Annotated in this window: 12 protein-coding genes; 1 reads left to right on the top strand and 11 read right to left on the bottom strand. The window is 30.8% G+C overall.

Annotation, left to right across the window (positions count from 1 at the left end):
• A partial coding sequence (locus tag CVD18_RS18885; protein WP_146052742.1) for an integrase core domain-containing protein occupies positions 1-256 on the top strand: 256 nt, incomplete at its 5' end.
• Positions 257-402: 146 nt separating this feature from the next.
• Here the strand turns inward: CVD18_RS18885 and CVD18_RS18880 are convergent.
• The 11 genes from CVD18_RS18880 to CVD18_RS22755 form a co-directional block, all read right to left on the bottom strand.
• Complete coding sequence (locus CVD18_RS18880) at positions 403-1,392, bottom strand: hypothetical protein (protein WP_146052854.1); 990 nt, start codon at positions 1,390-1,392, stop codon at positions 403-405.
• A gap of 113 nt (positions 1,393-1,505) precedes the next feature.
• A complete protein-coding gene (locus CVD18_RS18875) occupies positions 1,506-2,492 on the bottom strand; it encodes a TraB/GumN family protein (protein WP_146052853.1) in 987 nt (328 codons plus the stop codon).
• An 86-nt stretch (positions 2,493-2,578) separates the two neighbouring features.
• Complete coding sequence (locus tag CVD18_RS18870; protein WP_103867068.1) at positions 2,579-5,476, bottom strand: hypothetical protein; 2,898 nt, start codon at positions 5,474-5,476, stop codon at positions 2,579-2,581.
• Positions 5,477-5,500: 24 nt separating this feature from the next.
• Complete coding sequence (locus CVD18_RS18865) at positions 5,501-5,986, bottom strand: DUF4280 domain-containing protein (RefSeq protein ID WP_103867067.1); 486 nt, start codon at positions 5,984-5,986, stop codon at positions 5,501-5,503.
• Between the two features lie 3 nt (positions 5,987-5,989).
• The gene (locus CVD18_RS18860) at positions 5,990-6,859 is read right to left on the bottom strand and encodes a hypothetical protein (protein ID WP_103867066.1); all 870 of its coding nucleotides are present in this window, start codon (positions 6,857-6,859) and stop codon (positions 5,990-5,992) included.
• 126 nt (positions 6,860-6,985) lie between these two features.
• Positions 6,986-7,642, bottom strand: coding sequence for a hypothetical protein (locus CVD18_RS18855; RefSeq protein WP_103867065.1), 657 nt, complete (start codon positions 7,640-7,642; stop codon positions 6,986-6,988).
• Positions 7,632-8,270, bottom strand: coding sequence for a hypothetical protein (locus CVD18_RS18850; RefSeq protein ID WP_103867064.1), 639 nt, complete (start codon positions 8,268-8,270; stop codon positions 7,632-7,634). The genes CVD18_RS18855 and CVD18_RS18850 overlap by 11 nt, the downstream gene beginning before the upstream one ends.
• Before the next feature lie 2 nt (positions 8,271-8,272).
• Positions 8,273-8,935, bottom strand: coding sequence for a hypothetical protein (locus CVD18_RS18845; protein ID WP_103867063.1), 663 nt, complete (start codon positions 8,933-8,935; stop codon positions 8,273-8,275).
• Between the two features lie 2 nt (positions 8,936-8,937).
• Positions 8,938-9,594, bottom strand: a complete 657-nt coding sequence (locus CVD18_RS18840) for a hypothetical protein (RefSeq protein ID WP_103867062.1) — start codon at positions 9,592-9,594, stop codon at positions 8,938-8,940.
• A gap of 2 nt (positions 9,595-9,596) precedes the next feature.
• The gene (locus tag CVD18_RS23255) at positions 9,597-10,961 is read right to left on the bottom strand and encodes a hypothetical protein (protein ID WP_233194594.1); all 1,365 of its coding nucleotides are present in this window, start codon (positions 10,959-10,961) and stop codon (positions 9,597-9,599) included.
• 4 nt (positions 10,962-10,965) lie between these two features.
• Positions 10,966-12,480 (bottom strand): type VI secretion system Vgr family protein (locus tag CVD18_RS22755; protein WP_103867061.1); only part of this gene is annotated, 1,515 nt, incomplete at its 5' end.

Raw genomic sequence — 12,480 nt, 5'->3', positions numbered from 1 at the left:
AGGGGTAAGTCAAGAGTTTACTCATGTTGCTACACCAGAGGAAAATGCACATGTAGAAGCTTATCATGGAATACTTAAAAAAGAAGTCTTTCAACGATTTGAGTATAGAACATTTGGAGAGATTCAACAAATACTAAAAAGATATGTGGTTTTCTATAACAACGTAAGGCATCATGGACTATTGGGAAGAATAACTCCTATGGAAAAATGGAACAAAGACAAACACTTAATTTTAATGAAAAATAGAGTAGCATAATTAATAATCCAAATTTAAAAGATTACTCTTGTTTTATAGGGGTCAAAACAAGAGGTTAGTGATAATAAAAAAATAAGTAATGCGATTTGTTTTAATTTGCCAAACTTCATTTCTAACAGTTTTATCGAATTTTAAAAAGAATACAATTAATCTATAGAATTCAGCAATTTTTCCTCTCTAAAAATATCGGTTGCTAGTTTTAAAGTTTTTGATCCTTTTGGTTTGTAAAAAAATAGGTATAACTCCATCTCCATTTTTGGAGTAGTACCTTCTTCAAACATTTCCAGATGTTTTACACTAACATCTAGACCATCTGGAAATTTATCAAAATCTTTATCGTATGTTATAGATAGTGCACTTTCATTGTAAGCTCGTGATGAATCTTTTTTCTTCTCCAGAGTTACAAGCTTTCCATCCGCATAAAATTTTAATTCATAGTCTTTGACTAGGTTAGGCTTTGACTTATAAAAAAATGGATGTATACGCTTTATATTTAATTTATAATTTAGCCTATGCTGTTTTTCTTTTGTAGCATATACAGATTGTGCTTCTGCTTGAAAGATAGATTTATAGAGTTCTAAAAGTGTTTCCATATCTCCTTCTGCATATAAGCGCATAACTTCTTTATAAGCTTCAACTACTTCTTGTTCAATATTTTTTTGATCTATTAGATTTTCAGAACTAAACCAATCTATTTCCTTTTGGTAAGGTAATTTTGCTTCAAACATAAAGCTTCCTTTGTATTCCGATTTACCCACATATTCTGGAGTTTCACCATCTTCTAACATCTTTGGTTTGAACTCAAAATAATCATTTAAATTGCCTGATTTATCCATTTTTTCAATAATAATTTTGATTCTATCATTGGATTGAAACGTATCTCTATTGTATGGGTATATACTAATGTCTACTTTTTGTTCACCGTTACTGTTTAACGTGCTATTGATACTATGAAAATCTTGGAAAATCCGTTGTCTATTATCTTTTTGATATCCAAAAGATTGTTCAACAGGTATATCGTTAATTTGTATATTGTAAGTCGATTTTGTAGCTCTTGTTGATAAAAAATAAACTTCTTCATCGGTAGGGTGCTTTACATTTTTTAATATGGTATTTATGTAAGTATCAATTCTCATAGTCATTTCTTCTAGGTTTTTTTTCTCCTTTGTTTGTGAACATGCAGTACAAAAAACAAGAATCATCATAAAAAGAATTCTCTCATGCCGAAATATACGATTACCAAATATCATTAATCCTTTCCGTTTAATAGTTTTTCCTTTCTAAAAATATCGGTTGCTAGTTTTAAAGTTTTTGATCCTCTTGGTTTATGGAATAATAAAAATAACTCCATCTCCATTTTTGGAGTAGTACCTTCATTAAACATTACCACATCTCTATTTTTTCTTGAAAGACCATCGGGAAACTTATCGAAATCTTTATCGTATATTATAGACAACGCACTTTCATTGTAAGCTCGTGATGAATCTTTTTTCTTCTCCAAAGTTACAAGCTTTCCATCCGCATAAAATTTTAATTCATAGTCTTTGACTAGGTTAGGCTTTGATTTATAAAAAAATGGATGTAAGCGTTCCCAATTTAATTTGTATAGCCTCGTTTTTTTTTCTTTAGTAGCATATACAGATTGGGCTTCATCTTGAAAAATAGGTTTATATAACTCTAATAAATTGTCTAAATCCCCTTCTGCATATAAGCGCATAACTTCTTTATAAGCTTCAACTACTTCTTTTTCTATATTTTTTCTGTTTTGTAGGTTTTCTGAGTCGACCCAATTAATTTGTTTCTCATAAGGTATTGATGCCTCAAATTCAAATTCACCAGAATAACTTTCTAAACCAATATGCTCAGAGGTTTCTCCATCATCTTTCATTGGCGGTTCAAAGGTGAAAATTGTTTTATCATCACCAAATTGATTTCTACTTTCTATTGATATTTCAACCCAATCATTATTCTGAAAGGTTTTATTTACAGCAGGATATAGAGTAAACGATACTTTTTGTTTACCATCTTGATTAAACACATTATTTACATTGCTAAATAATTTAATAGGAAAAGACCCTTCGTTATTAGTATAGCTTTGTTTAATTATAATGTCATTTATTTTAGTTTCATAATATATATCTGGACCAGAGACACTTATCAGATATACAGGTTCATCTGGATAATGTTTCACATTTTTAAGTATGGAGTTTGTATAAGTATCAATTTTTATAGCCATTTCATCTATTCTTTTTTGATTTTTTGTTTGTGAACATGCGGTACAGGTAATTATTATAAAAAGGGAACAGATTTTAAAGTAGTTTATCATGGTTGTTTAATTTTGTCATTATATTGTCTTAATGGATCAAATAAATACATTTTTGGTAATAGAATTTTTTGTTCCTCCCAAACCATCCAAGGAAAATCAGGTTCCTCTGTCTCAATCCCGAAAATTTCTAAAAATGCTTTTTTGATATCAAACAAAGTAGCTCTTCCTTTTTTTAACACAACTTCTGTGTCAATTTCAACTTTAAATGCATCTACTGTAAATTGTACCTGAAAGAATGGTCCAATATCATCTACTCCAAAAATCTTTGCTTCCCGAAATCCTGTATTAGTATTAGTTGATATAGAAAAATTCAACGTAATGGGGTTTGATCCAAATGTAACAGGAAATTCGCCTTCTCCAGATATTTCAAATGTACCTTTTATTGCTGTTTCATTTTTGAGTATAGCTCCTTTTTCAAGTTCTTGTTGTACTCCATTTTCATTAGTAGTAAATTTACCAGAATAAGTATTGTATTTAATATTGATATCCGTATTTATTTCCCCTCTCAAAGAAAAAGATGCCTTAAGTTCTTTTAATCTTTTAAACTTTTTTATTTTATGTTCTTTTCCATTATTGTCAATTAGACTTACACCTTTTTTTTCATTAAAATCATATTCGTATTTTACATTTAAACCTATCAATGGTTTTGCCTGTATTGTAGCTTCTATAATTGTTGCAATATTTCCTTTTTCTTGAGGTATTCTATAAATCCCCGCATTAGCATTGATTTTTGGGTACAATATAGCAAACTCTAGACCTGTTGCTTTTTCGACTCTTTCTTTTGTTTTCTTTACTTTCTTAAGAACTCGTTGTAATTTGAGTGCTTTGCCTTGTAATGCCCTTCCTCTGGTTAGCCAAAGAATCAGTAAGTCTACAGCAAGCGAAATCATAACCATTTGATAGATTAAGTAATACATATAGGCTTTATACCTAGTAATGATAGTATAATCTATTTCTTTATCACCATCATAGCCAACATGTAGTCCTAATCTGGCATAGGTTCTATCATCATCTAGCCCAAGTTCTTCGACAAGCTCTTCTAATTTTTCTTGATTTCCTTTAGGAAAAAAATAATCAAAAAATTCTTTAAAAGGTTCGTATATCCATAAAACGGCATCTTTTATGTAATCCATATAGTTAGCATAGCCCGATACTAAGCCTACTTCTTTGTTCTGAAAATATAAAATATCTTCTTTTTTTACTCCATAATTAAAATGTAACGCCCATACCATATCAGGGTGTATATAAATAGATGGAGTACGCTCATATCTACAACTACGAACACCTATATATAGTTCTACAGGATCTATTTGCCAAGTAAGGTATTTAAATAAAAATGTGTCTTCACTCCATGCTTGATAAGGGTATGCAGCATAAAATTTCAGTTGGCGTTCTGTTATTTTCCCATCTTGGTTATAGGGCTGAACTTCTGGAAAGATATTCTTGTTTTTTATAGACTCCCATATTCCTGATCCCTTTTTATATTCTAGAGGAACAATATTTTCTATATTGAAAGTATTGTTTTGATGCCTTAGAGTGCTATCCTCACAGGTCGAGACATCAGCATCAATATCAATGGTTACTGGGGTTTTATTGTCTACATTTCCTGCAACCAGCTCGTATACCGCTGTTTTATTATCAGAGCATTCGTCAGTTAGTGCCCCATTTTCTTCTTCCTTCAAAAGAGTAAAAGGTTTTTGATCTCCTATGGTAAGAGTCAAGCTAGTATATTTACACTGCTCGTATGATTGAGTTATTAAAGGTGGTTGTTTTACCTTTATAATTTGTGTAACATATTTCTTCTCTTGTAAATCTGGACTAAAATCTCCTTTGTAATTAATTGTAAATGTTACTTCTCTTGTTAATGTAGGGCGATTGTCTGGTGTTGCATTAATAGCTTTATTTTCATCAGACTTTTTTGTAGGAGTTAGTGTTAACTTTAGTGTAAATTCTTTTAAGGAATCTTCTGTATCTTCTCCTTCATCATGATCTGATTTCTCTGCCCACCTTAGGTCAACCTTTAATTCATCAATGATATCCAAATTATAATCCATAGATGGATTTTCTTTGTCTTTGGGTAATATGATTTTTTTTATGTTTTTCTCATTCATGCTTTTGTCATCACAAAATATCTCTACATGTGCAGTATAATCAAGTACATTATGTAATCGTAAATGTAAATCCAACATGTCTCCATAGATCAACTCTGATGCTACCTCTGTTGTATCTTCTGTTTTTATAGGATTCTTTTTGACTTTAGCTTCAGCGATTGTTCTTTTTTCTACACAAAAAGATAGAATCTGTGGTTCTGCTACAGCAATGATAAAGGCTCCTTGTGATCTAAATTCAGGAAGATAATTAATACCTTCTAGCCATATCCCTTCTCCTAATGTATCTACGATATAACTAAAATCTCCATACGCACCATCTTTTGTGTCACGTTTATTAAATCTATCTTCATAAGGATTTGCAGGAAGGTAATTTGTTCCAATTTCTTTAGTGTTTGTAATAGTGAAATTACGATAGTCTGGGTTTTTTTTACCATTTTCTAAAAATTTATGTTCATGTTTAGTCCCTTTGTTTAAACTGTTCAAAAATTCATGAAATGGGAGATCATTTTCAATTTTATGTTCGCTCTTTTTTCCATTTTTGGTTTTAACTTTTTTAAAGCCTAACCATGAATTTGTTTTAAATTTAGAGTGCATTTGTGCAACCCAGTATACATTTTCTTTTGTAGCTTTTGGATCACTGGCTTTTATTACTTTAAGGCAAAATTTTACTTTAGTGTTTACTTGTATTTCAAAAAAACTAAAATCCCCATCTATTCTTGGTTGTATAGGGTTTTCTGGGTCTTCTACGTAAAATGCTACAATGTCCTTTTTATAAGTCCCCATATTATCAAGGTTTTTCTTTTTTAATTATAGTTCTTCTAATGTATGTTTTGCTGGCTTTTTAAGAGTTCCTTTTGGTCTAGCCAATGGGTTTAGCTGGCTGTGTATTTCTTCGTCTGCCTGATCTGCTTGCGATTGTGTAGGAGAGGCTGTTTGCCCATGAAATGTGATTTCTACACAAGGAGCTCCAGCAATTGCACAGGTAGCTTTGCTTTCTTCAGTAAGAATTTTTCCTTGATTACTTACGGTTATTTTATCATAAAAATCCTGCCATTGTAAAATGTTAGGAACACATGGCAGATACCCACTAGAACTTGGTTGCAACTTGCATTGTCCAAAGGTTTTTGCCTCAAAAGGTTGCCCAATATCCATAGAGGTAGCAATCATCTTTTGACTACCATTGGTTTCGTTTATATATTCTTTATGTGTACTTATTACCTTAAGTCTATCGGGTGTAAATCCATATTTACATTCACACATTGCCCCTTGGCATACTACAGCTACATCACTCATGTTTTATATTTTTTTGATACGGTTAACTAAAAGAGGAAACCATTTTTTCTTTTTAATCATTTCTTTAGGAATAACCTCTGGTTCTTCTGCTTTTTCAACATATTTTTTGTCTCGCTCTGCCAGATGGGTAATTCTATACTCTGTTTGTTTTGTTTGATTTGGGGTAGTGAGTGTACCATTTATTTTTATCACGGTATAATCATCTTGGTTAATCAAATGGGTAAGTGATAAGATATTGTTTTTGATATCTTTTCCTTCAAATTCTAGATGAATGCCTCTGGGAGCATTAAGATTTATTTTTTGATCTCCTATAAACTCAACAGGAGGGGCATAGGCAACAGTTGGTATTTTCCAGATCATATTATGTTTTATATGTGCTTTTTCATAAAGAGCAGGAATCTTAAAAAAGAGTAAATAAAAAATTAGATCATTGCCTATAGAGGATACAAAGCTGTCTTTGCTAGATAGGTTCTGGCTAATCTGTTCAAAATACTGATCGGTAAACTCACTATCATATTCTCTTTTTAATTCCAACAAAGCATTATCCCATCGTTTTTGGATCTCCTCAAAATTCAAAAAGTCCTGTATAAAACCAAAAGGACTAACTTTTAGCTGTATGGGATAGATACTATTCATGCATTTTTCTGCTAGCACTTCTAGTAATCGTTTTGGTTGTTGCCCATTGATAAAGAATTGATTTCTGTTAAGGATACATTGGTAATCATCATCTATATATCCTGCATAGGCTACATCTATTACATACTGAATCTTGCTTGTTGCCGAATACATAATCTCTACCCCAAAAGATTTTTGGGTACCAGCTACTCTTTTCTTGATAGGATGGTCAAAGTATGTATTGGTTTTATTGTTCATTTTTTTAATAACTGTTAAGATTCTTTTCGTAATTATCAAGTTTTAGACAACCAAAATTTATTAAATTCTTTTATGTTTTTTTAAACAGAATAAGAACCAAAAATTGATAAAAATGCAGTTTCATATCTAATCATCATAAATAGTTTCTATTTCATAAGCTCTAATAAACTCTCCTGTTACACCATCGATTTCATAAATTTTTCTATCGAGATCACTATATTCTTCATTACCATCCATCGAAATTCTCCATTTTGGTTTTTTGTTCGGGAATTCATTAAGATCAACCCTACTTAAATAAAATGTATTGATATCATACTTTTTGATGTCTTTTTTAGCTATTTTCTTTAGAATAGATATTGCCTCTGCCCAACAAATGTTGTATCCTTTTTCATAATCAATAGTTTCTATTATTTGACCCTTTTCATTGAAAAGATATTCTTTACCAATATTTGTACTAGTTGAATTTCTTATAAAAAAGGAAACAGATTCAATTTTATTAGAATCATGGTAATTGACCCATTTTGTTAGTTTACTTTTTTTGTCGGTTATACCTAAGGTATTAGGTTGTATTTCATAAATAAAATTATCTATGTCTTTTATGATAACTCCTTTTAAGCTTAAAATGCTATCATATTTTTCATTATCAAAAACCATTTCTTCTTTTTTGATCTGAAAAATTGGATCATCAAATAAACATGTTTGATTTGTTTTAATGAATCTCTTTTGTGCAGAACAAGAAATGTTAATTAATATATAAGTAAGTAATAGAAGTTTATTCTTCATAGACTCTAATAATCTTGTATTTACGAATCAATTCTCCCGTGACACCATCGATTTCATAATGATCTGTGTACTCTTCACCATTTTCTCCTATCATAGAAATTGTCCATTTTGGCTTTTCATTCAGTTCAGATCTACTTATCATAAAGTCAACAATAGTATTCTTTTTTATATATTTTCTAGCTATTTTTTTTAGTATTTCGATAGCTTCTGCCCAACAAATTGTATAGTTTCTTTCATGATTAATAGTTTTTGCTATTTCACCATTCTCATTATAAAAAACTTGTTCCCCTATTTTTAGGCGATAACTATTTACATTTTCAATATAATTATAATAATATTTGATATTTCCACTAGGATAATATGCAATAAACTTGGAAAACTTAGATTTAAGATTTTTCTTCTTTATTCTATACTTAGATATTGTTGTAACTAAGTCTTTTGTGTCTATAGTGTAAATAGGTTGAATATTAAGAATACTATCATATTCTTTTTTATTAAACTCTTTTTCTTCTTCTTTAATTTTTAAAAATGGATTATCAAATTCACAAATGTTATCGTTTTTTAAAAACCTTTCTTGAGAAGCACAAGAACTAAAAACTAATAGAAATAAATAAAAATATAGTTTCATATTTAATCGTCATAAATAGTTTCTACTTCATAAGCTCTAATAAACTCTCCTGTTACACCATCGATTTCATAAAACTTTGTGTCACGATCACTGTATTCTTCATTACCATCCATCGAAATTCTCCATTTTGGTTTTTTGTTCGGAAATTCATTAAGATCAACCCTACTTAAATAAAATGTATTGATATCGTACTTTTTGATGTCTTTTTTAGCTATTTTCTTTAGAATAGATATTGCCTCTGCCCAACAAATGTTGTATCCTTTTTCATAATCTATTGTCTTGGTTATTTTTCCATTTTTATAAATTATTTCTTTGAAGATAGGTGTATTTTCTTTTTCATATAAAAAAGTGATATCTTTAATTTTTCCAATTGAATCGTACCGTAAACTTTTTAATATTCCTTTTTTTTCATCAATAACATCAAATATTATATTCTTACTACTTAAAATCCTTATTTTATTAACGTATCCTTCTTTTCCCTTTTCTAAATAAGGCCTCCCTCTTTTTAACTTTGTCTTGTATTTATTAATATCTAAGGTTAATTCCTTATTTTCAACCTTAAATATCCCTTTGTCAAAGGAACAAGTTTCATTATTTTCAGTATAGTTTTTTGCTGAATTACAAGAACTAAAAACTAATAGAAATAAATAAAAATGTAGTTTCATATCTAATCGTCATAAATAGTTTCTATTTCATAAGCTCTAATAAACTCCCCTGTTACACCATCGATTTCATAAATTTTTCTATCGAGATCACTATATTCTTCATTACCATCCATCGAAATTCTCCATTTTGGTTTTGAATTAGGGAATTCATTAATATCTACCCTGTTCAAAATAAACTTATCTATTTTGTATTTTTTGATATCTTTTCTCGCTATTTTTTTTAAAATTGATATTGCTTCTGTCCAACAGATATTATATCCCTTTTCATAATCAATAGTTTCTATTATTTCTCCAGTTTCATTGAAAATATATTCTTTTCCGATTTTTGTACTAGTTGAGTGACTTATATAAAAATATGTATGCTTAATATTGTTAGAATTATTGTATTTTATTTTTTTAGTTAGTTGAGTTTTTTTATCAGTCAGCCATATTGTTTTTGATTGAATATCCAAGATATAGCGATCAGACTCCGTATAAATAAATCCTTTTTCAGAAAGAATACTATCATATTTTTCATTATCAAAAACCATTTCTTCTTTTTTGATCTGAAAAATTGGATCATCAAATAAACATGCTTGATTTGTTTTAATAAATCTCTTTTGTGCAGAACAAGAAATGTTAATTAATATATAAGTAAGTAATAGAAGTTTGATTCTCATAACTATTGTAAATGTTGATATGTGTGTAATTTTGCCCACTGCCATTTCCATGTATATTTTTTAGTTTCATGATAATCCATATAATTTTTTGTTTTTTTATCTGCAAAAGTATGAACTGCTTGCCTACTAAAAGTATGTCTTAAACCAAGGGCATGCATCACTTCGTGCATTATTGCAGTATGTCGTAATTTTTGTTCTCCATCTAAGATCCCGTAAGCTATTCCTGTGCCAGTAGGAGAAAAACCAGCAACTACTTGGTATCTGCCACCTTCTTCACCCATAGCTCCTGTAATTAGACAACTTCTATTTACAAGATACAATGTAACTATGTTATTGGGAGCATTGTGATTTTGACGAATGGTAGCTACAAAATCTTGTTTCATTTCCCTTTCGATATAATGATGATTATCTGATTTTTTTATAACCCTTTCTCTTTTTAATCGTTCATTTTCTGCTGTTATATCCACAATAGTCGCAACATTATTCGTTACATTAATATCTATCAGTGAAGGTTTTAATCCTTTTTCTAAAAGACTTAATAAATGTCTTATTTTTAATTTATCTTCTAAAGCGCTTCTATCCTTATCATTTCCAGTAATCTCAACAAAATGCCATTGTAGATCAATAGTTTTTGGTGTAGGATACCATATATTTATCCCTCCTGCATCTGCTCCATCTGCTTTTACTTTAATCAGTGTGCCATCTGGGCTCTCGTTATTTGCACTACAGGTTATATGAACTTCTTTGGCCTCTATCATATCAGTAACCTCGGTAGAGCCTTTCATATATCGATAAGAAAAATCGTTATGTTCTTCAAAAGCTACACTTTGATACTCATCTTTTTTATTAAAAGTTTTATTCAATTGTAAAATTATGGTTTGCCCTACTCGTATACTTACCCAAGGAGGAAAATATTGTTCTGATTCGACCTCAAAAGGATTATATTCATTTTCTAAATCTTGAATATTGGATTCGCAAATAGTATTATAGTTCGATGGGATTGTATCAAAACCAAATGTTCCATCATTGATCACTTTATTTTTTACAGAAAATTCTATAATACACTTCTTTGGTTTTTCATCATCTACACTCGTTGTACTGGTTGTTCCAGATTCGTTTTGTGGTGTAGTAGCTTGATCAGAAGCAGAAGGGGTATTATCAGCAGTGTCTTGTGCTGTATCCTGCTGTAGATTTTCTATGGGTGGTGCTGGTTCTGGTGTTCCAAAGAAAACTCCTTGTTTTCCTGTTTCATTAATACTAATACCTGCATAGGTATTGATATTTTTGGCATAGTAATTAATATCGTTTTGTGCGATATCACTCATAGTGCCTTTGGCTATTTTTATGATTTGTCCTTTTTTACCCACTTTCTTAAAAGATATTTCCTTGTTCTCCGCTATTATTATTTACCTTTTGTTCTGCCTGCTTGTTTACATTGCCATTTACACTTGCTACATTCATATCATTGGTAGATTGCCTAATGATTTGCTCTCCCTGACTTTTCATATCACTGGATGCCGCCTCCAAAATATTTGAAGCCATCAATTTATAATCTCCTGTAATTTGTTCTGTTTTGTTTCTTCCTGTTGAGATTTTGATATCTTCTTGCGCTCTGATTTCAACATTTTTTGATTGCAATACTAGATTTTCTGGGGCAGTGATTGTAATTGTACCTTTAACGGTATCAAATTGAATAATATTGCTACTCTTATCACTTATTACAATCATTTCACCTCCTTTGCTATCATCTAGTTTTATCATATGCTCACTTCTAGTCCTTATGAATTTTGCATCATTGTTTTGTGATTGCCAAGGTGATGGATTTTGACTACCATTATACAAAGCACCTAATACAAAGGGGCGTTCTGCATTACCACCTTCAAATCCTACCATTACCTCTTCATTAATCTCTGGGATAAAATGAAATCCTTTGTCTGCGCCTGCATGTGGGGTTATCATACGTAACCAAGGTGTACGCTCTCCTAATGGCTTCTGCCAAGCAAATTGTACTCTAATTCTTCCTAATCCATCTGGGTCGGAATTCTCTACTACAGTAGCCGTTTGTGTTTCACTTTTTGGAAATCTGTAGATATCCATCTTAGGATAAGCATCAAAATTGGCATCTACTGCCTCAAACTCATTTTTGTATACACCGCCTTCTACATTGGTATGTACTATTTTGGTAACTCTATAACTACCATGACCATTGATCCTAATGATTTGCCCCAAACAAACTCCTGGATTATCACTACCGCCTTTTGCTATAATTTGCTGTATCGCTCTACTTTTTGTATAGGCTTCTACCTGAGCATCTAATCGAGGCTTCATAGTGGCATCGGTATACAAAGGATTGTATATGCGTGTTTGCTTATTGTATAGCTCTCTAGATTTGCTATCTGCAAAGCCATGATAGCCTTCTGATGGTATGCTCACTTCGCTACTATTTTTCTGATGTTGTTCATTTGCGATATAATCATTGGTAAAATAAGAAGCATTATTTGGCATAGGTTCCATATTGATACTGAACTCTTTGAGATCAATACCATAAGACAATTCTATCTCTTCTGTAGAGGGTCTACCAAAGATCAATTGTTTACCATCATAATAAAACCATTGGTTGTAATAGGCAGATAATCTACTTGCATAGGCAAAATCACTCTCATTATGTTGTACACTATAATGAATAGTACTGCTATTGGTAGGCGCAAAGTTTGTTTCTAACTTACCCAGATCATACCCTTGAAAAGTGTCTTGCAGGATATCTGATAAGCCTACCTCGCTATATGAAGCATAATGAGGGAAGTTGTCTGCCAGTATACTGGCACTTTTTGCTTTTATACAGATCAAATCTCCTTGTGATTCTTCAAACCCTTTTACAGTTTCAAC

The organism is Aquimarina sp. I32.4 (assembly GCF_002924285.1).
Classification (GTDB): domain Bacteria; phylum Bacteroidota; class Bacteroidia; order Flavobacteriales; family Flavobacteriaceae; genus Aquimarina.
The sequence above is the reverse complement of the archived record's forward strand: the minus strand, read 5'-3'. Positions and strand labels throughout refer to the sequence as shown.

Bases quoted from the DNA above. Each gene is read 5' to 3' on its own strand.
- CVD18_RS18880 (WP_146052854.1), bottom strand. From the start codon at position 1,392: ATGAGAATTGATACTTACATAAATACCATATTAAAAAATGTAAAGCAC.
- CVD18_RS18875 (WP_146052853.1), bottom strand. From the start codon at position 2,492: ATGGCTATAAAAATTGATACTTATACAAACTCCATACTTAAAAATGTG.
- CVD18_RS18870 (WP_103867068.1), bottom strand. From the start codon at position 5,476: ATGGGGACTTATAAAAAGGACATTGTAGCATTTTACGTAGAAGACCCA.
- CVD18_RS18865 (WP_103867067.1), bottom strand. From the start codon at position 5,986: ATGAGTGATGTAGCTGTAGTATGCCAAGGGGCAATGTGTGAATGTAAA.
- CVD18_RS18860 (WP_103867066.1), bottom strand. From the start codon at position 6,859: ATGAACAATAAAACCAATACATACTTTGACCATCCTATCAAGAAAAGA.
- CVD18_RS18855 (WP_103867065.1), bottom strand. From the start codon at position 7,642: ATGAAGAATAAACTTCTATTACTTACTTATATATTAATTAACATTTCT.
- CVD18_RS18850 (WP_103867064.1), bottom strand. From the start codon at position 8,270: ATGAAACTATATTTTTATTTATTTCTATTAGTTTTTAGTTCTTGTGCT.
- CVD18_RS18845 (WP_103867063.1), bottom strand. From the start codon at position 8,935: ATGAAACTACATTTTTATTTATTTCTATTAGTTTTTAGTTCTTGTAAT.
- CVD18_RS18840 (WP_103867062.1), bottom strand. From the start codon at position 9,594: ATGAGAATCAAACTTCTATTACTTACTTATATATTAATTAACATTTCT.